Consider the following 23,130-nt stretch of genomic DNA (forward strand, 5'->3'; position numbering starts at 1 on the left):
GGCTCAGCCCAGCTGGCGCCGCACCTCCGCGGCGACGGCGCCCCCGTCGGCGCGACCCTTGGTCTGCGCCTGCACCCGGCCCATGACCTGTCCCATCGCCCGCATGCCCTGCTCGGCCGCGCCGGTCTCGGCGATCACGGAGGTGACCAGGTCGGCGATCTCCTGCTCGGTCAGCGGGGTCGGCAGGTAGTCGGCGAGCACCTCGGCCTCGGCCCGCTCCTTGGCCGCCTGCTCCGGGCGGTCGCCGTCCTCGAAGGCGGCCGCGGCCTCGCGCCGCTTCTTCGCCTCGCTGCTGAGCACGCCGATCACGTCGTCGTCGGAGAGCTCGCGGTGCTCCTTGCCGGCGACCTCGGCGTTGGTGATCGCGGTCAGCACCATCCGCAGCGTGGAGGAGCGCAGCTCGTCGCGGGCCTTGATCGCGGTGGTCAGGTCGGCGCGGAGGCGGTCCTTGAGAGTGCTCATGGGTCCAGTGTGGCAGCCTAGGTGCGGTGACCCCCAGCGAGATCCTGCCCCGCGCCGCCGGCCTCGCAGTGGCGGCCGGTGCCGGCCTCGCGGCGTACGCCGCCTGGGAGGCGCGTGCCTACACGCTCCGGAAGGTCGAGGTGACGGTGCTGCCGGCCGGCCACGCCCCGCTGCGGGTGCTGCACCTCTCCGACATCCACATGACCCCCGACCAGCGGCGCAAGCAGGAGTGGCTGGCCTCCCTGGCCGACCTGGCGCCCGACCTGGTGGTCAACACCGGCGACAACCTCGCGCACCAGCGCGCGGTGCCCGTCGTCCTCGACGCGCTGGGCGGTCTGCTGGAGGTGCCGGGCGCCTACGTGCTCGGCTCGAACGACTACTTCTCCCCCAGCCTGCGCAACCCCCTGCGCTACCTGCTCCCCGACGACGGGTCCCGCCACACCGACGTCCCCCAGCTGCCGTGGCCGGACCTGAAGTCGGCGTTCGACGCCTCGGGCTGGCTCGACCTCACCAACGCCTTCGGCGCCCTCGAGGTGAATGGCACCCGGATCGCGTTCGCCGGGGTCGACGACCCCCACCTGGGCTACGACGACCTGGACCGGGTCTCCGGGCCCGCCGACCCCCACGCCGACCTCCGGCTGGCGGTCTGCCACGCCCCCTACCTGCGGGTCCTCGACCAGTTCGCCGCCGACGGCTACGACGCGATCATCGCCGGCCACACCCACGGAGGGCAGGTCTGCCTGCCGGGCGGCCGGGCGCTGACCACCAACTGCGACCTGGAGCCGGAGCGGGCCCGCGGGCTCCACCGCCACCCGGCGGACTCGGTCGACGGCGACCCCGGCTCGTCCTGGCTGCACGTCTCCGCGGGGCTGGGCACCAGCCCCTACGTCCGCCTGCGGCTCGCCTGCCGTCCGGAGGCGACGCTGCTCACCCTGCTCCCCCGCGACTGAGCGCCCACGGCGCCCACCCGATTTCGGGGAGCCCCCGAGGCTCCGCTATGCTCGCGTTGCTCGTGAGCAGTCGTGCCTGGCACGGTGACGCCCACGATCGGGCTGTGGCGCAGCTTGGTAGCGCGCCTCGTTCGGGACGAGGAGGCCGCAGGTTCAAATCCTGTCAGCCCGACAGAGTTTTCCCGGCAGCAGGCCCCGGATCCGTCAGGGTCCGGGGCCTGCTGCATTTCCCGCCCGTTCCCCCGGGCGCGTTCCCCCGGCCGGTTATCCCGGCCCGTCCTCCCGCCACATGGTGGCGGAACGCAGAAGCACCGCCCCCGGGACCGGGAACGGTGCTTCGGCTGCCCCCACGGGGCATGGGCTCAGCGGGCGGCGGCGATGATCTCCGCGAGCTGCACGGTGTTGAGCGCGGCACCCTTGCGCAGGTTGTCGCTGCTGATGAACAGCGCCAGCCCGCGGTTGCCGTCGACGCCCTCGTCCTGCCGGATCCGGCCGACGTACGACGGGTCCTGGCCGGCCGCCTTCCGCGGGGTCGGGATCTCCTCCAGGGCGACGCCAGGGGCGTCGGCGAGCAGCTTGCGCGCGGCGTCGACGGTCAGCTCGGAGGCGAACTCGGCGTTGACCGCCAGCGAGTGGCCGGTGAAGACCGGGACCCGCACGCAGATGCCGGAGACCAACAGGTCGGGGAGGCCCAGGATCTTGCGCGACTCGTTGCGCAGCTTCTGCTCCTCGTCGGTCTCGTTGAGGCCGTCGTCGACGATCGAGCCCGCCAGCGGGAGCACGTTGTAGGCGATGGGCTCGGCGTAGGGGCCGGGGTCCCCCGCCGGGACGGCCGCACCGTCGTAGGCCAGGCCACGCGCGTCCCCGGCGTTCTCCACGCCGGTGGCGAGGGTCTCCACGCCGGCCACGCCGGAGCCGGAGACGGCCTGGTAGGTCGAGACGACCAGGCGCTTCAGCCCGGCCGCGTCGTGCAGCACCTTGAGCACCGGCATGGCCGCCATCGTGGTGCAGTTCGGGTTGGCCACGATGCCGCGGCCGGCGGCGATCACCTCGTCCATCGCCTCCGGGTTGACCTCGGAGACCACCAGGGGGATCTCCGGGACCTTGCGGAAGGCGGAGGAGTTGTCGATGACGATGACGCCCGCGTCGACGAACCGCTGCGCCTGGGCGCGCGAGGTGGTGGCCCCGGCCGAGAAGAGCGCGATGTCGAGCCCGGTGGGGTCGGCGGTGGCCGCGTCCTCGACGACGATCTCCTGGCCGCGGAAGGGCAGCACCTTGCCGGCGGAGCGCACGGAGGCGAAGAACCGGACCTGGCTCGCGGGGAAGTCGCGCTCCTCGAGGATCTGGCGCATCGCCACCCCCACCTGGCCGGTCGCGCCGACGATGCCGATGCTGGTCATCGGCCGGTCCCGCCGTAGACGACGGCCTCGACCTCGTCGGCGTCCAGGTCGAACGCGGTGTGCGTGGCGCGAACCGCGTCGTCGACGTCGGACTCGGCCACGATCACCGAGATCCGGATCTCGGAGGTGGAGATCATGTCGATGTTGACGCCGGCCCCGGCCAGCGAGCCGAAGAACTTCGAGGTGATGCCCGGGTGGGAGCGCATCCCGGCGCCGATCAGCGAGACCTTGCCGATCCGGTCGTCGTAGAGGAGCTTCTCGTAGCCGACCTCGGCCTGGATCCGGGCGAGGGCGGCCATCGCGGTCTGCCCGTCGGTGCGGGGCAGGGTGAAGGAGATGTCGGTCAGTCCCGTCGCCACGGCGGAGACGTTCTGCACGATCATGTCCAGGTTGGTCTGCGCGTCGGCGAGCGCCTCGAAGATCCGCGCCGCCTCGCCCACCTTGTCGGGCACACCGACGACCGTGATCTTGGCCTCGCTCCGGTCGTGGGCCACTCCGGCGATGATGGGCTGTTCCATGGTGCCTCCCTCACTGGGGTCGTCCACGACCCAGGTGCCTTGCAGATGGCTGAACGACGAGCGGACGTGGATGGGGATGCCGTGCCGGCGGCCGTACTCGACACAGCGCAGGTGCAGGATCTTGGCCCCGCAGGCGGCCAGCTCGAGCATCTCCTCGTAGGAGACCTTGCCGAGCTTGCGGGCGGTCTTGACGATGCGCGGGTCGGCGGTGAAGACGCCGTCCACGTCGGTGTAGATCTCGCAGACGTCGGCGCCCAGCGCGGCGGCCAGCGCCACCGCGGTGGTGTCGGTGCCGCCGCGACCCAGGGTGGTGATCTCCTTGGTGTCCGCGCTGACGCCCTGGAACCCCGCCACGATGACGATGTGTCCCTCGGCGAGGGCGGCGGTGATGCGGCCGGGGGTGACGTCGATGATCTTGGCCTTGCCGTGGACCGCGTCGGTGATCACGCCGGCCTGCGAGCCGGTGAAGGACCGCGCCGTGTAGCCCAGGTCGGAGATCGCCATCGCCACCACGGCCATGGAGATCCGCTCCCCGGCGGTGAGCAGCATGTCCATCTCGCGGGCGGGCGGCAGCGGTGAGACCTCGTGGGCGAGGTCGATCAGCTCGTCGGTCTTGTCGCCCATGGCGGAGACGGCCACGACCACGTCGTGCCCGGCCTTCTTCATCTCGACGATTCGACGCGCGACGCGCTTGACGGCGTCGGCGTCGGAAAGCGAGGAGCCGCCGTACTTCTGCACGACAATGCCCACGCCACACCCCTTGCTCGGTCTCTTCGCACCTGACAGGGCCGGCGGTGCCGGCCAAGGAGCAAGTCTAACTTCCGCTGATCGCGTCGGATTCCAACATCTCATTCGCCGCCGCGACCTGCTCGTCCTCGCCGGAGAACTCGGCGTCGAGACGGTCGTGGTGCACCACCGACCACAGGGCGTTGAGGGCGGTCCCGGCCAGGTTGCCCCAGGAGGAGACGTAGGAGAACTGCCACCACCACAGGGCCTCGATCACGTTGCCCGCCACGTAGTGGCGCAGACCGTTGGCCAGGTCGGTGGCGACGCTGGTGAGGTCGTCGGAGAGCTGGCTGGTCACCACCTCGGGCTGGTAGGGGTCGGTGACGAAGCTGTAGGTGTCGACCGGCCCGAGCGTGCGGGCCAGGCCCAGGCGCAGGGGGTCCACGTCGGGCTCGGGCCCCACGTCGGGCTGGTACTCCGCCCGGGGGTGGAAGTCGACCTGCGCGCCCAGCCGGGCCCCGGCCAGGGAGATCTGCGCGGTCTCGAGCAGCAGCACCGGGATCGCCAGGCCGCCGTCCTCCTCCGCCGCGACCGCCTGGAGGGCGACCAGGAAGGTCTCCACCTGCGCGGCGATCTGTCCGGCGAGCTCCGCCAGGTCGCCCGTCAGGGGCGAGGTCGTGTCGGCCCCGGTCGTTCCGGACGTGTCAGTCATCAGCGGACCGCCTTCCAGCGAAAGCCCTGCCCAGGGTGACCTCGTCGGCGTACTCCAGGTCACCGCCCACTGGCAGTCCACTCGCAAGTCGCGTCACGCGCAACCCCATCGGCCGCAGCATCCGAGTCAGGTAGGTCGCCGTGGCCTCGCCCTCGAGGTTGGGGTCGGTGGCCAGGATCACCTCCTGGACGGTGCCGTCGGCCAGGCGGACCATCAGCTCCCGGATCCGGAGCTGGTCGGGCCCGATCCCGTCGATCGGCGAGATCGCGCCGCCCAGCACGTGGTAGCGACCGCGGAACTCACGGGTCCGCTCGATGGCCACCACATCCTTGTACTCCTCGACGCAGCACAGCACCGAGGGGTCACGACGCGGGTCGCGGCAGATCCGGCACTGGTCGTCCTGGGAGACGTTGAAGCACACGGAGCAGAACTTGACCTTGGCCTTGACCTCGATCAGCACGTCGGCGAGACGGCGGACGTCGGCCGGCTCGGCCTGGAGCAGGTGGAACGCGATCCGCTGCGCGCTCTTGGGACCGACGCCCGGCAGCCGGCCGAGCTCGTCGATGAGGTCCTGGACGACGCCCTCGTACAAAGGGAGTCAGCCCAGTCCGGGGATGCCGCCGCCACCGGCCAGCGGACCGAGCGCCTCGGCGGCGATCGCGTCGGCCTTGGCCTTGGCGTCACGGAACGCCGCGACGATCATGTCGCCGAGGTCCTCGAGCTCGTCGGGCTCGTTGCCGTCGAACTCGCCGGCCCTGATGGCGACGGCGACCAGCTCGCCGGAGCCGCTCAGGGTCACGGTGACGGAGCCGCCGGCGACCGTGCCGTCGACGCGCACCTCCTGGAGCCGCTCCTGGGCGGAGGCGAGCTGCTCCTGCATCTGCTGGGCCTGGGCGAGCAGGGCGTTCATGTCGAAGCCGCCGGCCCCGCCGAGAGCGTCGAAGGGGTTCTGGGTCATCGCGTGGTCCTCGTTCCGGGTGTGGGGTGGGGGTGTGCGGTCGTGGCGGCCGTCGCCCGGCTGGGCGCGGCCGGGGTCATCGGTGCTCGATCTCCTCGATCACCTCGGCCCCCAGGGTGCGGCGCAGCAGCTCGGCGCTGTCCATGCCCTGGGAGTCGGCATCGGGGTCGTCCGGGTGGGCGGCCGCGTCGGCCAGGGCCCGCTGGTCGGTGTCGGGCGCGGTGCGCCCGCCCGTGCGGGTCTGCTGGATCGCGCCGCGGGCGGCGGCCAGGCCCTGGGGGTCCGCCCCGCCGGCCTGGGGGGCACCGGCCGCGCCGTCGCTCCCCGGCTCCTGCGCCGGCTGCGAGGGCTGCGGGGGCTGACCGGGCTGCTGGGGCGGCTGCTGGGGCGCGGGGGGCTCGGCGGGGCGGCTCTCGACCGCGGGCTGGCGCACCTGGTGGGAGGCGGCGGTGGACCCGGGCGGCTGGACCCCCGCGTCGACCACGCACTCGATCCGCCACTCGACGCCGACCGCGTCGATCGCCGCCTGTCGCAGGATCTCGTCGTTGCCGCCCGAGACGAACGAGTCGCGCGCGCCGGGGTTGTTGAAGCCCACGGTGAGGGTGCGGTCGTCGACCCCGTTGACCTGGGCGTTCTGGGTGAGCAGGATCCAGGCCAGCCGCCGACGGCCCTTGACCGCCTCCACCACGTCCGGCCACAGCCGACGGACGTCGACCAGCGAGAGCCCGCCGGACGGGGCCCCGGGCGGAGCGGTGGGCGCGTCACTGGGCTGCGCGGGCGCTGCGGCAGGGGGCTCCGGGGCGGCACCGGCGGCGGCACCGGGAGCAGCAGCACCCGGGGCCCCGGCGCCAGTGAGACCGGCGGGGCCGCCGGGGCGGGCCGGCTGCTCCCAGCCAGTCGGCTCGGCGGGCGCCGCGGTGGGGGCCGCCTCAGCCGTGGCCGGCCCGGCGGCGGGGGCTGCGGCGGGGGCCGGCGCGGCGGCAGGGGCGGGCGCATGGCCCTGCGACGCGGCAGGGGCGGGGGTGGAGGCAGGCGCCGGGGGCGCGGGCCGGTCGGAGGCGGCCGGGCGCGGGGCAGGCCGGTCGGACTCGACGGGCTGGTCGGGCCGGGCGGACTGTGCGAACTGGGCGGGGGCGGCCGGCCGCGGGTCGGGCTGGGCGGGCGCGGTGCGCTCGGGCGGGAGCACCGGCTGCGCGGAGAGCGCCGCGGCCGGGGTGCCGGGGCCGACGATGGCGAAGCGCTTCTCCAGCCTGTCGAGGCGGGCCTGGACGCCCTCGGTGGCGTGGTCGGCACCCGGGAGCAGCACCCGGGCGCAGATGAGCTCGAGGAGCAGGCGCGGGGAGATGGCGCCCTTCATGTCCATCAGCCCGGTGGCGACCAGGTCGGCGGCGCGCGCGAGGTCGGTGGAGCCGAAGCGGGCGGCCTGGGCCACCAGCCGCTCGCCCTGGTCCTGGGAGACGTCGATCAGCCCTGTCACGGGTGCGTCGGGCACCGCCGCGACGATCACCAGGTCGCGCAGGCGACGCAGCAGGTCCTCAGCGAACCGGCGCGGGTCCTGGCCGGACTCGATGACCTTGTCGACCACCCCGAAGACCGCGGCCCCGTCGGCGGCGGCGAAGGCGTCGACCACCTCGTCGAGCAGGGTGTCGGGGGTGAAGCCGAGGAGGTTGACCGCGAGCTGGTGGGTGACGCCCTCGGGCCCGGAGCCCCCGATGAGCTGGTCGAGCACCGAGAGGGTGTCGCGGGCCGAGCCGGCCCCGGCCCGGACCACCAGCGGCACGGCGGCCGGCTCGATCGCCACCCCCTCCCGCGCGCACAGCTCGACGACGTAGTCGTTGAGCATCCGCGGCGGGATCAGCCGGAACGGGTAGTGGTGGGTGCGGGACCGGATGGTCGCGATGACCTTCTCCGGCTCGGTGGTGGCGAAGATGAAGCGCAGGTGGGGCGGGGGCTCCTCGACCAGCTTGAGCAGGGCGTTGAAGCCCTGGTTGGAGACCATGTGGGCCTCGTCGATGATGTAGATCTTGTAGCGGTCGCGCACCGGCGCGAAGAAGGCCTTCTCGCGCAGGTCGCGGGCGTCGTCGACGCCGCCGTGGGAGGCCGCGTCGATCTCGATCACGTCGATCGAGCCGCTCCCCCCGGTGGCCAGCTCGCGGCAGCTGTCGCAGCTGCCGCACGGCTCGGCCACCGGCGCCGCGGCGCAGTTGAGGGTGCGCGCCAGGATCCGGGCCGACGTCGTCTTGCCGCACCCGCGCGGGCCGGAGAAGAGGTAGGCGTGGTTCACCCGGTCGGCGGCGAGCGCGTTGCGCAGCGGCTCGGTGACGTGGTCCTGCCCGATGACCTGGGAGAACGTCTCCGGCCGGTAGCGGCGGTAGAGCGCGAGGGGGGAGTCCACGCCTGAACCCTAACCACCAGACCCGACAGGGACCACCGCGGAGGGGAGTCCGCCCGACGCGCTTCCCGGCGGGACCGACCGGGGGACGAAAAGGCCCCCCGTGCACCCGACAGAGCTCATCTGCCCTTGCTGCCTTCCGGCCCTGGGGGATTCGACGAGATGCCGCCGCACGGGGGGTTGGCGCAGAGTCTAGGTGAGGGGCCCTCACGCCGCCAACGTGGGCCACTGCCGTCCGCGGACCGGGCGGCAGCGGGGCGGCGGCGGGGCGGCACCGGACCCACGCCGGGCCGGCGGCGGGGCGCCCTGGTCGCCGGAGGCGGGAGGCGATTTCCCGCGACCGGCCGGGTGCAGGTAGCCTCCTCGGCGGAGGATTCGCCTAGTGGCCTATGGCGCTCGCTTGGAAAGCGGGTTGGGTTAACAGCCCTCAGGGGTTCGAATCCCCTATCCTCCGCCAGCGGCAGCACGTCTGCCCCAGGACGCCGGGACGGTTCACCGTCCCGGCGTTCGTCATTTCTCCCCGTCGCACCCCCGTCGCGTCCCCCGCGGCCCGACGCGGAGCACGGCGACTCCGCCGGACGCCTCAGACGCATTGTTCTAGTACGATGCAAACTATGTTGATCCGTCTGGACCCCGGCAGCCCCGCCGGCCTCGCCGAGCAGATCGCCGGGCAAGTGCGCGGCGCGATCGCCTCCGGCACCCTGGCCCCCGGTGAGCGACTGCCCCCGGCCCGGGAGCTCGCGGCGGGCCTCGACGTCAACATGCACACGGTGCTGCGCGCCTACACCACCTTGCGCGACGAAGGGCTGGTCGACATCCGCCGGGGTCGGGGCGTGCACGTGCGGGCGGACGCCGACAGCGCCGTCAGCACCGGCGCCCGGCTGCAGCAGCAGATCCACGAGCTCCTGCGCAGCGCGGCGCTGCTGGGCCTGACCCGGGACCAGCTCCTCGACGAGATCCGAAAGGCCCAGCCATGAGCCACCCCCCGACCCCCGCACCGACCGTCCCGACCGCGCCCCGGACCAGGGCCTGGGCGGCGGGCGCCCTCCTGCTGGCCGCGCCGCTCCTGGTGGTGCTGCTCCGGGCCGGGTACGCCGACTCCGTGCCGGACCCGCTCCCCCGGCACTGGAACGCGGCAGGCGAGGTGGACGGCACCACCTCGGTGAAGGCCATGACGCTGCACTGCGGGATCGCGGCGGCCGCGGCCGCCGCGGTGGGGGCGGCCGCGCTGGGCATGCGCGCCCACCTGACGGTCGCCGCCGAGGTGGTCCTCGGCGCCGGCTGGGTGGGGTGGCTGGCGGCGAGCGTCTACCTCACGGTGGTCGTCAACGCCGCGGGCGCCGCCTCGGCCGACGACGTGCGACTGTCCTACCTGTGGCTCGCGGTGGTCGTGCTGCTGCCGGCCGCGGTCGCCTGGGCGCTGTGGCGGCTGGTCCGCGGCTCGGGTGCCCGGCGACCGGCGCGACCCACCCCCACCTCGAGCCTGACCATCTCCGAGCAGGAGCGGGTGGTGTGGGTCGGCCGCGCCTCATCCCGGGTGCTGCTGGCGATGTCGGTGGGCCTGGTGCTGGCCGGCGCGGTCCTCTCCTTCCGGGTGGCGCAGGCGTCGCTGACCCTGGTCGGAGTCGGCGTGCTGCTGGGCCTGATGCACCGGCTGACCGTCCGGGTCGACCGCGAGGCGGTCACCGTGCGGTGGGGCGCGCTCCCGTTCCTGAGGCACCGCCACCCGCTGACGAGCATCGCCGGAGCCAGCGCCGAGCACGTGGAGCCCATGCGGTGGGGCGGCTGGGGCTACCGGATCAGCGCCCGCGGCCGGGCGGCCGTCGTCCGCCGCGGGCCGGGCCTGGTGCTGGCGCTGCGCGACGGGTCCGAGTTCGCGGTGACCGTCGACCGGGCAGACGAGGCGGCCGAGCTGGTCAACGCGCTGCTGGCCACCGGCCGGGCCGGGGCCGGGCAGCACTAGGCTCAGGGTATGGCTCGCTCAGACTCCCCCAAGCTCGCGGTGCTCATCGACGCCGACAACACCACGCCGACGATCGTCGAGTCGCTGCTCGTCGAGATCGCGAAGTACGGGACCGCCACGGTGCGCCGCGCGTACGGCGACTGGACGACGCCGCGCCTGGCCGGGTGGAAGGACGCCAACAACTCCCACGCGATCCAGCCGATGCAGCAGTTCAGCTACACCACCGGCAAGAACGCCACCGACAGCGCGCTGATCATCGACGCGATGGACCTGCTCTACACCGGCAACCTGGACGGCTTCTGCCTGGTCTCCTCCGACTCCGACTTCACCAAGCTCGCCTCCCGGCTGCGCGAGTCCGGGATGACCGTCTACGGCTTCGGCGAGAAGAAGACCCCCAAGCCCCTGGTCGCCGCCTGCGACAAGTTCGTCTACCTCGACGTGCTGCGCGCCTCGGACCGCAGCACCGACTCCGACAGCGACGACACCGCCGACCACGACGAGACCGGGCGGAACCCGGAGGCCGGCGCCTCGCGCGGCGGCAACCAGCGACGCCGGAGCACCAGCCAGGAGCTGCACAGCGACGCCCAGCTGGTGCGGTGGCTGCGCGACGCCATCTCCGCCAGCTCCGACGACGACGGGTGGGCCAAGCTGGGCAGCGTCGGCTCCCACGTGGCCAAGCAGGCCCCCGACTTCGACTCCCGCAACTGGGGCTACGCCAAGCTGGTCGACCTGGTCACCGAGATCGGCCTCTTCGACGTCGAGCGCCCGCCCGGCCAGCAGGTGCGGATCCGGGAGAAGTCCCACCCGGGTGCCGCCAGGACCGAGACCGCCAAGACCGCCAAGACCGCCAAGGCCGCCCCCGCCCGGGCCAGGAAGGCCGCCCCCGCCAAGGGCGACCGGACCGAGCCCGCCGAGGCCGAGCCCAGCACCGAGGCCAGCACCGAGCCCACCACCGGCGGGACCGGCACGGCCGAGGCCGCCACCACCGAGCCGGCCAAGCCGGCCCGCCGGGCGCGGACCACCAAGGCCTCCACCAAGGCCGCCAGGGAGGACAAGGGGGTCGAAGGGGCCGGGAGCACCGAGCCGGCCCCGAGCACCACCACCCGGACCACCACCCGGCGGACCAGGTCCGCCTCGAAGACCGCCTCGAAGACCGCTGAGACGGCACCCGAGAAGGCAGCCGAGCAGGCCCCGGAGCCGCCGTCCGCTCCCGCGGAGCCGCCCGCCCCGGTGGTCACCAAGACCACCCGGAGCGCCCGCAAGCGCGTCGTCGGCCCCTCAGCCTGATCCGGGCCGGGCGGCGACGCTCAGCGCGACGGCTGGGGGACGTCCACGTCCTGGCACTTGATCTTGGGGTTCACCCCGACGTAGTTGAGCGGGCCGGCGACGATGGTCAGCGCCGTGTCGCTGAGCGACTTGCAGCTCACGTCCCGGTCGTCGCCGAAGTAGCCGCGCTGCCAGGCAGCCGCGACACCGATGATCAACCAGATGACCAGGATCAATGAGATGAGGTTGCGCACGCCTGTCTCCTCGCTCGTGTGGACCGTGCGCCCGCCGTACCCCTACTCGCCGGTTTCGAATCTCTGTCCGGAACCGGGCGTCCGCCCCGAAGACGGTCAGTCGCGCCGGCGCAGCAGGGGACGCATCACGAAGGCGAGAGCCACCAACGCCCCGGAGAGCAGGCCGAACCACAGCAGCATCGTCCGCGACGGCCCGAAGACGTCGACGCGCTCCGGCGGCGGCGGCGCCTGCGCGTCGCTGCGCACCACGGTCTCGGTACGCCGGAGCTCGCCGTTGCGGCGCGGCGACAGCTCGTGGGTCAGCGCGTCGGCGGCCTGCACCACCCCCGCACCGGTCCACGGGTCGCGGTTGAGCTCCGACCCCTCGGCCGTCCGGGTGAGCCGGGCGACGATCTGCCGCCGGTTCTCCTTCGGGTAGGCCGAGCGGAGCAGGGCGACCACGCCGCTCACGGAGGCGGCCGCCCAGGAGGTGGCGATCTCGTCGGTCGGCACCTGGCACCGCTGCCCGTTGAGGTTGTAGGCGAGCCCGCCGCCGCCCGGCGCGGCCACCACCGTCTCGGCGTTGGGCAGCACGTAGCCGCGCACGTCGATCAGCGGGGACACGCCCACGGCCCCGACCGCGACGACGCCCTCGTAGTCGGCGGGGAAGACCTCCGCGTCGCCACGCGGCGGGTCCGACCGGTCCGGGTCGACGTTGCCGGACGCGGCCACCACGACGATGTCGAGGTCGAGGAGGCCCCGCACCGCCTCGGCCAGGCCGGGATCGCTGGCCGGCAGCGTCAGCGAGATGTTGACGACGTCGATCGGGTCGGTGGCGTGCACCTGCGCAAGCCTGCGCAGCGCGCTCTCCACCGCGTTGGAGTTGAGCCCGCGCTGGCCCTGCTGGGGGTCCGGGGAGTCCTTGTCCAGCACCCGCACGGAGATCAGCCGGGCCTCGGGGGCCACACCGTCGGGGCCGGCGATCAGCCCCGCCACGATGTTGCCGTGGCCCGAGGCGAGCGGCCCGCCGAAGCCGATCGACTCCTGGCGCACCTGCTTGCCGCCCAGGTATCCCACCCCGCTGTCCACCACGGCGACGGTGCTGCCCGCGCCGCGAGTCACGCGGTGGGCCCGGGGGACGTTCATCCGCTCCAGCGGGAGGTTGCGCACACCGTCGCCGACGTCCTTGGTCCGCTCGGTGTCGGGGAGGATGTCGCGGCTGCACGCGTCCTCCCCGGCGGCCCGGGCGGGCGGGGTGGTCGGCCCGGCCACCAGCACCGGCACCGCCAGCGACAGGCCGGCCACCGCGGCCGCACCGCGCCACCGGCGGGCGACCCCAGGGGTCACGACGGGGCCTCGGCGTTCTCCGGCGCGTCCTCGGGGAGCCTGCGGGCGGCGTTCACGGAGAGCGGCACGCCGTCGGCGAAGAAGCTGAGCCAGGCGTCCGGGACCACCGGCGGCTCCACCTCGCCGTAGCCGATGTAGTCCGGGACCATCGGCCCGAGCAACGCATACCTGGCGCCCTTGGCGTCGACGACGTACGGCGTGCCGCCGTCGCGGGAGGTGCTGCCGCCGGCCAGCACGTAGGCCCCGCCGGACGGCTCGACGGACACCTCGTGGGCGCCGGGCGGCACCCGGTTGTCCAGCACCGACGTCGAGGAGTCCGGCTCGGTGGCGACCAGCGTCCGGCTCCGGCCGTCGACGACCGCCTGCACCGCGCACATCTCGGCGCCCACCACCGCGGTCGGCTGCTCCTGCGGCCACTCCTCGGGGTGGCCCGCCGCCTCGGTGGGGGCCCGCAGCCGGGTCGAGAGCTGGACCGGGTCGCCGACGAGCGCGGCATAGACCGCGGCCGCGAAGGGCCGGACGATCTGCGGCCCGGTGTCACCGAGCAGGTAGTGGTTCTCGCCCTCCTCGAGCAGCGTGCCGATCGGGTAGGCGCTCAGGTCAGTGGTGCCCTCCTCCCCCTGGGAGGCGTAGTCGACGGGCTGGCCGGCCCGGGTCACCCCGAAGGCGCGCTCGGAGAGCGCCGGCCCGAGCGGGAAGAGGTTGAGCCAGGCGTCATCGACCTCGGGCGCCTGGGAGCTGGCGCCGAAGCCCAGGGAGTCGAGCAGGGTCGACTGGGCGGTGTCCCCACCGGGCAGCTGGAACCTGTAGGCCGGGCCCTGCGGGCTGGTGGCCAGCAGCCACAACGACCCGCTGCGGGAGCGGACGACGAAGGCGGGCGTCCCGTCGGTGCGGGCCCCGGGGGCGTCGTCGACGTGCACCCGGATCCCCTGACCCTGCGCGGTGCAGGCGGTCCAGCCGCTGTTCATCAGCTCCTCGGGGCCGGGCAGCCCCGCCGGCGCCCCCTCGATGCCGAGGTCGCCGCCCAGCGTGACGGTGCGGATGTGATCGTCCTTGACCGTGTAGACGTCGGGCTCGGCCGCGCCGAGCAGCAGCTGCCCGGAGAGGAAGTTGGGCACCCGCTGGATCAGCGGCTCGTCACCGCCGCGCAGCACGACGTACTGCTCGCCGGTGTCCTTGGAGATGACGAAGCTCCCCTCGGCCTTCCAGCTCGAGTCGGGACGCCCCCCGAGGTAGCCCGCCACCCCGGCGCCGGCGCAGAGCAGGACCGCCAGGGCGATCCCGCCCACCAGGCTGCGTCCGGGCTTGGTCGGCTCCACCTCGCGGCCACCGGGGGCGCCGCTCAGGAAGGCGGTCACCAGTCGCCGGCGGCTGAACTGGTAGGCCTCGACGAGCTCCTTCTTGGTCGCCACGGCTCAGCCCTTGATCCGCTCGAAGAGGCCCACGGCCAGCACGGTCAGCGGCAGCAGGGAGAGCAGCGCCATCGACTCGACGACGTCGCCGACCCGGCCCCGGCGCACCGACGGCGAGGGCGGCGCGAGCGTCAGCACCAGGAGCACCGCGCCCACCACGGCCAGCGCGACCGCCGAGCCCGCTCGCCACTCCGGGTGCAGGAAGAGCACCGAGACCGCGACCGCGACGAGTCCGCAGATGCCCGAGACCAGGCCGGCCAGCACCTCCGAACGGGTGCGGTACTGCCGCGTCCGGAGCATCACCGCCAGGCAGCACATGACCACCAGCAGCGTGCCGGTGACGCCACGGTCGACGGCGAACGGGGCGATCAGCGTGATCAGGACACCGACCGTGGCGGCTACCGCGAGCAGGATCTCGTGGGCCATCCGGGCGTCGGCCGCGACCCGCTCGGGGTGGATCTCGTCGGGGTCCTTGGTGACGTCGGCGAGGGTGACGACCTGCTCGACCTTGGTGGAGGTGAGCCCCAGGGCGAGCCACGGGAAGACGTTGCCGAGCAGGACGACGATCGTCAGCACCACCGTCAGCACCACCGAGGGCGCCCCGCCGACCACCTGGACCACGGCGCCGACCGCGGTCATCACCGCCCCGACGACCCCCACCGGGAGGACCAGCGCCCGGCCCTCGTCGACGCCGACCAGCGCCACGATCCCGACCAGCAGCACCCCCGCCCCCGCGCAGAGCAGCGGGGTGGCGAAGTCCTCGCTCGGCAGCGGCCACTGCCAGCCGCCCAGCTCGCCGGGGGCGAGCACCAGTCCGGCCACGGCGGCGTAGACACCGCTCAGCAGCGCCACCGACACCGCGGCCTGGGGCTCGTCCTGGGCGCGGGCCAGCACCACCGCGCCGGCGACGAGGAGGCCGGAGATGACCGCGGCGGCGATGCCGCCCAGCAGGCTCTCGCCCTGGATCAGCAGCCCGAACGCCCCCAGGCCGAGCAGCAGGCTGGCCGCCCACAGGGCGGTGCGCCGGCCGGTCTCCGGCTCCCAGGGGTCGAGCTCGTGCTCCACGACGTCGGCCATCGCCTCGACGACGTCGTCGTAGACCTGCGGGGGCTTCTCGCGGTAGCCGGCGGTGACCGCGAGCACGCCGCCGTCCTCGACGCCCTGGAGGGTCAGGCCGACCTCGTTGCTCAGCTGCCGCCCGTCCTGGGTGACCAGCTGGTAGCCGCCGTAGACGGTGGAGGCGTCGAGGAGGCCGACGCTGCGGGCCAGCTCCGGGACCAGCTCGGCCACCGGGACCGCGGAGGGCAGCACCAGGTCGACGCGACGGGACCCGGACGTCACCGTCACCCGCACCAGCCCCGAGGTGCTCGCGGCAGTCTGGCTCATCTCGTCATCCCCCTCGTCGGTCCCGGTCGGCGTCCCGGGGCCGCCGACCGCGCACGACCGGTCCCCCCTGGCGCAGGGCCCACCCTAAGGGTGCGCGGGTCCCTACAGACACGAAGGAGGCCGACCGTCCGGATGGACGGCCGACCTCCTGCGGTGCGATCAGCTGAAGCGGCTCGCGCCCCGCGAGTCGGCAGCCTTGTACTCCTCGTTGGAGGAGTTGACGGCGATGCCGACCTGGTCGAGCAGGACGACCATCTCGTTGATGGCGGTGTCCCAGGTCTGCTTGGCCTGGCGGTAGCTCTCCCGGGCCGAACCGGTCCAGTCGGAGGCGAGGGGCTTGAGCTGGTTCTCCAGCTCGTCGAGGCGGCCCTCGATCTTCTTGGCCGCCGCCTTCAGGTCCATGGAGGCCTGGTCGAGCGCGCCGTGGTCAACGCGGATTCCGTCGAAGGACATGGTCATTCTCCTAGTGGTCAGGGCCGGCGTCAGCCGAGGCGGTTCATGAGGTTGGCGGAGGCGTCGGCGCGGGCCTGGTCGGTGGCGACGTTGTCCTTCTCGGTCTGGCGCAGGGACTCGGAGAACTGGTCGAGCGCGCCGACGATCTTGCGCTGCTTCTCCTGCCAGGCGTTGTGCAGCTGACGGAACGCCACGGCGCCCTGCCCGCCCCACTTGGCGCCGATCGCGTCGATCTGGCCGCTCAGCGAGTTGCAGCGCTGGGTGACGTCGTTGCGGGCGGTGTCAACCGCGTCGGCCGCCTTGCTGAGGGCCTTTTCGGCCGCTGTGAGACCTGCTTCAGACATGTTGTTCCTTCCCCCTCAGCGGCCCTGTGCCGCAAGAGTCTGTTGGAGTCCTCGACGGACTGGTGTTCCCGGAAGAGACGTCCCGACCCCTCCGGACAGGCTGCATCTACCCCCGCACGACCTGGGTAAACACTCAGGAGTTCATTTCCCAGAAGAATCTGAACAGGCCCGAGGCCGCCACCGCGGCTGCGATCCCGAAGGAGCCGCACAGGGTCTCGGCGACCTCGGCGCGCCGCGCCCACCACACCGACCGCCAGCCTCGCCCGGTGGCGATGGCCGAGGCCAGCGCGACCAGACCCAGCCCGACCGCCGCCACCAGCAGGGCGACCCGCCACGACGGGCCCGCCACGGTGAGCACCTCGACGACGAAGAGCAGCCAGCACCACAGGCCGCCGACGCGCAGCAGCGTGCGAGCCGTGCCGTGCCGGTAGCTGCGCGCGGCGAGCAGGACCGCGCCGCCGGCGAAGAAGAGCAGGCACCGCGCGCCGATGCGGTCCAGGTCGATGGTGGCGACCTCCATCAGCTGCGGAGCCGCGACCAGCAGCACCACCACGATGGCCGCCGCCGAGGCGGTGACCGTCCGGCTGCCGCGGACGACGAGGTCGCGCACCGCCGCCTCGGGCACGACCATCCGCCCGCGGCGCCCGCGGCTCTGCTCCCGGGCCGACCAGGCGGTGACCGCGAGCTTCTCCAGGTCCAGGAGCGCCTCGTCGGGCACGTCGACCGCCATCGACGGGGCGGTCCGGGCGGCGAGCATGGCCAGCAGCACCAGCACCGACCAGGCCACCGTCGCCTCCAGCTCGAGCAGCGGCACCGTCGCGCAGACGCCGGCCACCACCGCCCCGGCGATCATCCAGACGACGAGCTCCTCGTCCTCCTCCTCGCCCATCGCCCGGGCCAGGGCGGCCAGGGCGGCCGCGGCCAGCGCGCAGGAGGCCACCACGGCCGGGGCCTGGTAGAGCCCCTCGGCGGCCATCACGGCGTACGTCGCCCCCACCCCGAACGCCGGTGCCGCGACGTTGCGGTGGCGGGCGTGGCGCCCGACCGGCAGCGCGGCGACCAGCCCGCTGGCCAGCAGCACCGCGGCCACGGCCCAGCGCAGGTCGTCACGCTCGGCGTAGGAGGCGAACCAGCCGGCCAGCACCGCGCAGAGCGCGGCGGCCGTGGTCACCGCGGCGGCCAGCGGGCCCGAGCCGCCGCCGGTCTCCCGGGCGGTCTCCGCCGCCCGCGCCCGGCCGCGGTGGAAGCCGGTGACGGCCACCAGCACGTCGCCCGACTCCAGGCCCATCTGGAGCAGCGGCCGGTCGGCGACCACCAGCTCGCCCAGGGGCGTCTGGATGAGGGGGATCGAGGCCAGCCCCGACTCCGTGGCGTAGGCGCGGGCCACGTCGTGCGCGGTCGCTGCGGCGGGGACCACGAGGTCCAGGACGCCCAGGGGACCGTGGATGCTGAGCGCCACCGTCGCCGCCCGGCCCGGCCCGGCCTTGGTCTCCGACACCTCTCCCCCGTCCCTGGTCCGCCCCACGCGGCGTCCGCCCCGCTCGCCGACCTCCCGCAGGGTAGCCGCTAGGTCTGTCGTTCGGCCTATCATCTTCCGCGACCAGCCAGTGGTCACGGAGGGGGACGTGTGAGCACCGCACTGCGCAACGGGCACCGGCTCGAGGAGCCCGAGATGCCCACCGGCCAGATCGTCCTGCAGCCACCCCCGGCGATCCAGGAGCACGAGGGCGCCTCCGGCGTCCTGATGAACGCCATCCCGATGCTCGGCAGCCTCGGCTCGATCGTGCTGGTGGCCACCATGGGCGGCGGCGGCGCGGGCCGGGGGCGCAGCTTCCTGGCCGCCGGCATGTTCCTCTTCGCCACGCTGGGCTTCATCGTCGTCCAGATCGACCGCCAGCGGAAGCAGCGGGCCCAGCAGGTCACCGGCTCGCGCACCGAGTACCTGCGCTACCTCTCCGGGGTGCGCAAGGTCGCCCGCGACGCCGCGGCCCAGCAGCGGATGGCGCTGACCTGGCGCCACCCCGACCCCAGCGCCCTGCCGTCGCTGGCCGAGGAGCGCTCCCGGATCTGGGAGCACGGCCCGGGCGACCCGCACTACCTCCACGTGCGCTACGGCCTGTGCTCGCAACCGCTCTCGCTCGAGCTGATCCCGCCCGAGAGCGCCCCCATCGACCAGGTCGACCCCGCGGCGGCCTCCGCGCTCCACCGGCTCCTGGTGGTCCACCGCACCCAGCCCAACCTGCCGGCCTCCCTGGACCTGCGCGCCTTCGACCGGATCGAGGTGTGCGGCCCGGAGGAGGAGGCCCGCTCGCTGGCCCGGGCCCTGGTCTGCTCCGCCACGGCGTTCCACAACCCCGAGCAGCTGATCGTGGCCGTGCTCACCTCCGACATGAACCTCGCCCACTGGGACTGGGTCAAGTGGCTGCCGCACGCCCAGAGCGCGCAGGAGTCCGACGCCGTGGGGCCGATGCGGATGGTCAGCACCTCCCTCGACGACCTCGGCGCCCTGCTCCCGCCGGACCTCAGCGAGCGCCCGCGGTTCGGCGCCGACGAACGGCCCGCCACCCCCCACATCCTGCTGGTCATCGACGGCGGCCACCTCCCGCCCGGCAACCACGTCGTGCCGCCCGACGGCCTGCACGGTGTCACCCTGCTCGACCTGCCCGCCCGCTGGGACGAGCTCGAGGACGCCGACCGGCTCCGGCTCGAGCTCACCGGCGCCCCCCAGCAGCAGGGCAAGTGCCCGGTGTTGGCGGTGCGGCTGCGGGCCGAGCCGGTCAAGGCGCTCGTCGACCAGTGCGACCTGGCCACCGCGGAGGCCTTCGCCCGCCGGCTCGCCCCGCTCCACGTGGTCTCCGCCGGCAGCGGCGAGACCAGCGCCGACATCACCGGCCCGGCGGACTTCATGGAGCTCCTCGGCATGGGCGACGTGCACACCTTCGACCCGACGTCGGCGTGGCGCCCCCGCCCGGCGCGCGACCGACTGCGGGTGCCGATCGGCCTCGGCGACGGCGGCTCCCTGATCCACATGGACATCAAGGAGTCGGCCCAGCAGGGCATGGGCCCGCACGGCCTGGTGATCGGCGCGACCGGCTCCGGCAAGTCGGAGTTCCTGCGCACGCTGGTCCTCGGCCTGGCGATGACCCACCCGCCGGAGCAGCTCAACATGGTGCTGGTCGACTTCAAGGGCGGTGCCACCTTCGCGGGCATGTCCCAGATGCCCCACGTCTCCGCGGTGATCACCAACCTCTCCGAGGAGCTGACGCTCGTCGACCGCATGCAGGACGCCCTCTCCGGTGAGATGGTGCGCCGCCAGGAGCTGCTGCGGGCCGCCGGCAACTACGCCTCCATCCGCGACTACGAGAAGGCACGCGCGGCCGGCGAGGACCTCGCCCCGCTGCCCTCGCTCTTCATCTGCGTCGACGAGTTCTCCGAGATGCTCACCGCCAAGCCCGAGTTCATCGACCTCTTCGTCGCGATCGGCCGCCTGGGCCGCTCCATGGGCATCCACCTGCTGCTGGCCTCCCAGCGGCTGGAGGAGGGCCGTCTGCGCGGCCTGGAGTCCCACCTCTCCTACCGGGTCGGCCTGCGGACCTTCTCGGCCGGCGAGTCCCGCACCGTGCTGGGCGTCCCGGACGCCTACGAGCTCCCCGCCGTCCCCGGCCTGGGCTACCTCAAGCCCGACCAGTCGACCCTGCTGCGCTTCAAGGCCGCCTACGTCTCCGGCCCCCCGCCGAACCGGAGCCGGGTGATCCGCGACGAGGGCGGCCTGGTGCGCGGCATCCTGCCCTTCTCCGTCGCCGAGGTGCAGACCCTCGAGCCCGAGCCGGAGGTCGAGGAGGACCGGGCGCCCGCCGCCAAGCAGCAGGGCGAGGCCCCGTCGGTGCTCGACATCGCCGTCTCCCGGATGGTCGGCCACGGCATGGCGGCCCACCAGGTGTGGCTGCCGCCGCTGGACGTGCCGGACACGCTCGACGAGCTGATGCCCGACCTGGTCGAGGACCCCCAGCTGGGCCTCGTCTCGCCGCACTGGCGCTCGGCCAAGGGCCTGGTCATCCCGCTCGGCACCGTCGACCGCCCCCGCGAGCAGCGCCGCGACACCCTGACCCTCGACCTGACCGGCGCCGCCGGCCACGTCGCCGTGGTCGGTGGCCCGCGGACCGGCAAGAGCACGCTGCTGCGCTCGATCGTGACCAGCCTGGCGCTGACCACGACGCCCCTGGAGTCCCAGTTCTTCGTGATGGACTTCGGCGGCGGCACCTTCGCGCCGCTCGTCCGCCTGCCCCACGTCTCGGGCGTCGGCAGCCGGGCCGAGCCCGACGTCGTGCGCCGGATCATGGCCGAGGTGACCGGCATCGTGGACCGCCGCGAGGCCTACTTCCGCGAGCACGGCATCGACTCGATCGAGACCTACCGCAGCCGACGCGCCCAGGGCACCGCCGACGACGGGTACGGCGACGTCTACCTGGTCATCGACGGCTGGGGCACGCTGCGCGCCGAGTTCGACGACCTCGAGCTGGAGATCCAGCAGCTCGCCGGCCGCGGCCTGACCTTCGGGATGCACCTGGTCACCTCGTCGAGCCGGTGGGCCGACTTCCGCGCCGCGATGCGCGACATCCTCGGCTCCCGCCTCGAGCTGCGCCTCGGCGACCCGCTCGACTCCGAGATCGACCGCAAGGTCGCCGCCCTCGTCCCGGCCGGCCGGCCGGGGCGCGGGCTCGTCCCGGGCAAGCTGCACTTCCTCTCCGCGCTCCCCCGCATCGACGGGCGTCCCGACCCCGACAACCTCGGCGAGGGCGTCGACCACCTCGTCGAGCGCTGCATCGCCGCCTGGCGCGGACCGACCGGGCCCAAGCTGCGCCTGCTGCCGGAGCTCATCACCCTGGAGACGATCCGCGACGACGCCAAGCGTCGCGACCAGCTGGGTCGCGACCTGATCCTGGGCATCAACGAGAAGGAGCTCGCCCCCGCCACCCTCGACCCCGACGCCGAGCCGCACCTGCTCGTCTTCGGCGACGGGCAGTCCGGCAAGAGCGCCCTGCTGCGCAACTACGTGCACGAGATCATGCGCACCCGGACGCCCAAGGAGGCGCAGATCGTGGTGGTCGACTTCCGCCGCGCGCTGCTGGGCGAGGTCCCCGACGAGTACCTGCTCAACTACCTGACCAGCGCCACCCAGGCGGCTCCGGTGCTCCAGGACCTCGCGGCCTACCTGCAGAACCGGCTGCCCGGCCCCGACGTGACGCCCGAGCAGCTGCGCACCCGCACCTGGTGGACCGGCGCGGAGGTCTACGTGGTGATCGACGACTACGACCTGGTCGCGACGTCGCAGAACTCGCCGGCCCAGGTGCTTCAGCCGCTGATGGCCCAGGCCCGCGACACCGGCCTGCACGTCGTCCTGGCGCGCCGGGCCGGGGGCGCCTCGCGCGCCCTCTACGACCCGATCATCCAGTCGATGCGCGACCTGGCGATGCCGGGCATCATGCTCTCGGGCCCGCGCGACGAGGGCGTCCTGGTGGGCAACGTGCGTCCGGAGCAGGCCGACCCCGGCCGGGCCCGCCTGGTCACCCGCGACCGCGGCACCGAGGTGGTCCAGCTGGCCTGGACCGAGCCGACGATGTGAGGGGCTCCCGTCGACCCGGATGCGCCGGGCCGAGCCCGGGGGTGCGTCTCGTTCCGGTCGGCGGCGCGTGGGACCTCGATATAGTCACGGCGTGATCTTCAAGCGCGTGGGCGACGAGCGGCCCTACCCCGAGCACGGGCTCTCGTCCCGTGACTGGGCCGCGATCCCGCCGCGCCAGGTCCGGCTCGACCAGCTGGTGACCACCAAGGACACCCTGCACCTGGTCGCCCTCCTCGACGAGGACTCCACCTTCTACGGCGACCTCTTCGCCCACGTGGTCAGCTGGCGGGGCGACCTCTACCTCGAGGACGGCCTGCACCGCGCCCTGCGCGCCGCCCTGCAGCAGCGCGCCGTGCTCCACGCGCGGGTCCACGACCTGGTCGGGGCGTCGGCGTGATGCCGCCTCGCCTGCGCTCCGCACTCACCCTGGTCTCGCTGCTGGTGCTGGTGCTCGTCGCCGCCGGGTGGGGCATGTTCGCCCTGACCCGGCCGCTGCCGCAGAGCGCGGAGGTGCCGGTGTGCACCGAGACCCGGGTGGGGGCCGGCGAGGAGCTGCGGCCCGACCAGGTGGTGGTGAGCGTCTTCAACGCCAGCCGGCGCAACGGGCTCGCCTCCAAGACGCTCGGTCAGCTGGTGACCCGCGGGTTCGTGCCCGCCTCGACCGGCAACGCCCCCCAGGGCACCAAGGTCGACGGGGTGCAGATCTGGGCCAACGACCCCAAGAACCCCGCCGTCGAGCTGGTCCTCAAGCAGTTCCGCAACCCCATGATCAGGGGCGGCGACCCCCTGGGTCCGGGGGTGGTCGTCGTCGTGGGCGACGGCTTCGCCAGCCTGCGGCCGCAGAAGCAGGCTTCCAAGACGGTGACGGCTCAGGCCAACGGAGTCGTCTGCATGCCGGCTGCGGCCCTGCCATGATGTGCCCACGATGACGCGTCCGGCAGGGCGCTGACGCGCGGGGCCGGCCTCCGGAGTGGAGGCTGCGCGG

At 73.7% G+C, this 23,130-nt stretch carries 21 protein-coding genes, 2 tRNA genes and 1 other RNA gene; 9 read left to right on the forward strand and 15 right to left on the reverse strand.

What is annotated here, in order from left to right; genetic code table 11:
* Positions 1-3 precede the first annotated feature (3 nt).
* Entirely contained in the window at positions 4-462 is a 459-nt protein-coding gene (locus tag AC4BG9_RS08140) for a GatB/YqeY domain-containing protein (protein ID WP_490570579.1), read from the reverse strand.
* A 26-nt stretch (positions 463-488) separates the two neighbouring features.
* Here AC4BG9_RS08140 and AC4BG9_RS08145 point away from each other — a divergent pair, with 26 nt between their 5' ends.
* A complete protein-coding gene (locus tag AC4BG9_RS08145) occupies positions 489-1,412 on the forward strand; it encodes a metallophosphoesterase (RefSeq protein ID WP_490570580.1) in 924 nt (307 codons plus the stop codon).
* A gap of 98 nt (positions 1,413-1,510) precedes the next feature.
* A tRNA-Pro gene (locus AC4BG9_RS08150) sits at positions 1,511-1,584 on the forward strand.
* Between the two features lie 190 nt (positions 1,585-1,774).
* Here AC4BG9_RS08150 and AC4BG9_RS08155 read toward each other — a convergent pair.
* The 7 genes from AC4BG9_RS08155 to ffs form a co-directional block, all read right to left on the reverse strand.
* Positions 1,775-2,812, reverse strand: a complete 1,038-nt coding sequence (locus AC4BG9_RS08155; RefSeq protein WP_490570581.1) for an aspartate-semialdehyde dehydrogenase — start codon at positions 2,810-2,812, stop codon at positions 1,775-1,777.
* Positions 2,809-4,080 carry an aspartate kinase gene (locus AC4BG9_RS08160; RefSeq protein ID WP_490570582.1) on the reverse strand — a complete coding sequence of 424 codons (1,272 nt, stop codon included), beginning with the start codon at positions 4,078-4,080 and terminating at the stop codon, positions 2,809-2,811. Before AC4BG9_RS08160 ends, AC4BG9_RS08155 begins: the two co-directional genes overlap by 4 nt.
* Positions 4,081-4,144: 64 nt before the next feature.
* Positions 4,145-4,768: a DUF5063 domain-containing protein gene (locus tag AC4BG9_RS08165; RefSeq protein ID WP_490570583.1), complete on the reverse strand. Its 624-nt coding sequence runs from the start codon at positions 4,766-4,768 to the stop codon at positions 4,145-4,147.
* Positions 4,761-5,360, reverse strand: a complete 600-nt coding sequence (gene recR / locus AC4BG9_RS08170) for a recombination mediator RecR (RefSeq protein ID WP_490570584.1) — start codon at positions 5,358-5,360, stop codon at positions 4,761-4,763. The genes AC4BG9_RS08165 and recR overlap by 8 nt, the downstream gene beginning before the upstream one ends.
* A gap of 6 nt (positions 5,361-5,366) precedes the next feature.
* Positions 5,367-5,726, reverse strand: a complete 360-nt coding sequence (locus tag AC4BG9_RS08175) for a YbaB/EbfC family nucleoid-associated protein (RefSeq protein ID WP_490570585.1) — start codon at positions 5,724-5,726, stop codon at positions 5,367-5,369.
* 76 nt (positions 5,727-5,802) lie between these two features.
* Positions 5,803-8,121, reverse strand: a complete 2,319-nt coding sequence (locus AC4BG9_RS08180; protein WP_490570586.1) for a DNA polymerase III subunit gamma and tau — start codon at positions 8,119-8,121, stop codon at positions 5,803-5,805.
* Positions 8,122-8,210: 89 nt separating this feature from the next.
* Positions 8,211-8,300: signal recognition particle sRNA small type (gene ffs, locus AC4BG9_RS08185), an RNA gene on the reverse strand.
* Between the two features lie 186 nt (positions 8,301-8,486).
* On the opposite strand from ffs, the gene AC4BG9_RS08190 reads away from it, so the two are divergent.
* The 4 genes from AC4BG9_RS08190 to AC4BG9_RS08205 all read left to right on the forward strand — a co-directional run bounded on the left by AC4BG9_RS08190 (position 8,487) and on the right by AC4BG9_RS08205 (position 11,368).
* A tRNA-Ser gene (locus tag AC4BG9_RS08190) sits at positions 8,487-8,575 on the forward strand.
* A 157-nt stretch (positions 8,576-8,732) separates the two neighbouring features.
* On the forward strand, positions 8,733-9,095 hold the full coding sequence (locus AC4BG9_RS08195) for a GntR family transcriptional regulator (protein ID WP_490570587.1): 363 nt from the start codon (positions 8,733-8,735) through the stop codon (positions 9,093-9,095).
* Positions 9,092-10,081, forward strand: coding sequence for a hypothetical protein (locus tag AC4BG9_RS08200; protein WP_490570588.1), 990 nt, complete (start codon positions 9,092-9,094; stop codon positions 10,079-10,081). Before AC4BG9_RS08195 ends, AC4BG9_RS08200 begins: the two co-directional genes overlap by 4 nt.
* Positions 10,082-10,090: 9 nt before the next feature.
* The gene (locus tag AC4BG9_RS08205; RefSeq protein WP_490570589.1) at positions 10,091-11,368 is read left to right on the forward strand and encodes an NYN domain-containing protein; all 1,278 of its coding nucleotides are present in this window, start codon (positions 10,091-10,093) and stop codon (positions 11,366-11,368) included.
* 20 nt (positions 11,369-11,388) lie between these two features.
* Here AC4BG9_RS08205 and AC4BG9_RS08210 read toward each other — a convergent pair whose 3' ends face one another.
* The 7 genes from AC4BG9_RS08210 to AC4BG9_RS08240 all read right to left on the reverse strand — a co-directional run bounded on the left by AC4BG9_RS08210 (position 11,389) and on the right by AC4BG9_RS08240 (position 18,020).
* A complete protein-coding gene (locus tag AC4BG9_RS08210; RefSeq protein WP_490570590.1) occupies positions 11,389-11,601 on the reverse strand; it encodes a hypothetical protein in 213 nt (70 codons plus the stop codon).
* A gap of 96 nt (positions 11,602-11,697) precedes the next feature.
* Entirely contained in the window at positions 11,698-12,927 is a 1,230-nt protein-coding gene (locus AC4BG9_RS08215) for a S8 family serine peptidase (RefSeq protein ID WP_490570591.1), read from the reverse strand.
* Entirely contained in the window at positions 12,924-14,339 is a 1,416-nt protein-coding gene (locus AC4BG9_RS08220) for a type VII secretion protein EccB (protein WP_490570592.1), read from the reverse strand. The genes AC4BG9_RS08215 and AC4BG9_RS08220 overlap by 4 nt, the downstream gene beginning before the upstream one ends.
* A 3-nt stretch (positions 14,340-14,342) precedes the next feature.
* Complete coding sequence (eccD, locus tag AC4BG9_RS08225) at positions 14,343-15,725, reverse strand: type VII secretion integral membrane protein EccD (RefSeq protein ID WP_490570593.1); 1,383 nt, start codon at positions 15,723-15,725, stop codon at positions 14,343-14,345.
* 159 nt (positions 15,726-15,884) lie between these two features.
* A complete protein-coding gene (locus AC4BG9_RS08230; RefSeq protein ID WP_490570594.1) occupies positions 15,885-16,178 on the reverse strand; it encodes a WXG100 family type VII secretion target in 294 nt (97 codons plus the stop codon).
* A gap of 29 nt (positions 16,179-16,207) precedes the next feature.
* Complete coding sequence (locus AC4BG9_RS08235; protein ID WP_490570595.1) at positions 16,208-16,522, reverse strand: WXG100 family type VII secretion target; 315 nt, start codon at positions 16,520-16,522, stop codon at positions 16,208-16,210.
* Between the two features lie 133 nt (positions 16,523-16,655).
* A complete protein-coding gene (locus AC4BG9_RS08240; protein WP_490570596.1) occupies positions 16,656-18,020 on the reverse strand; it encodes a hypothetical protein in 1,365 nt (454 codons plus the stop codon).
* A gap of 129 nt (positions 18,021-18,149) precedes the next feature.
* Between AC4BG9_RS08240 and eccCa the strand changes: the two genes are divergently transcribed.
* The 3 genes from eccCa (at position 18,150) to AC4BG9_RS08255 (ending at position 23,060) form a co-directional block, all read left to right on the forward strand.
* Positions 18,150-22,145: a type VII secretion protein EccCa gene (gene eccCa, locus AC4BG9_RS08245; RefSeq protein WP_490570597.1), complete on the forward strand. Its 3,996-nt coding sequence runs from the start codon at positions 18,150-18,152 to the stop codon at positions 22,143-22,145.
* Between the two features lie 91 nt (positions 22,146-22,236).
* Entirely contained in the window at positions 22,237-22,542 is a 306-nt protein-coding gene (locus tag AC4BG9_RS08250) for a type II toxin-antitoxin system VapB family antitoxin (protein WP_490570598.1), read from the forward strand.
* On the forward strand, positions 22,542-23,060 hold the full coding sequence (locus tag AC4BG9_RS08255; protein ID WP_490570662.1) for a LytR C-terminal domain-containing protein: 519 nt from the start codon (positions 22,542-22,544) through the stop codon (positions 23,058-23,060). Before AC4BG9_RS08250 ends, AC4BG9_RS08255 begins: the two co-directional genes overlap by 1 nt.
* Positions 23,061-23,130: the final 70 nt, after the last annotated feature.

Source organism: Nocardioides sp. Z40_12 (assembly GCF_058215795.1).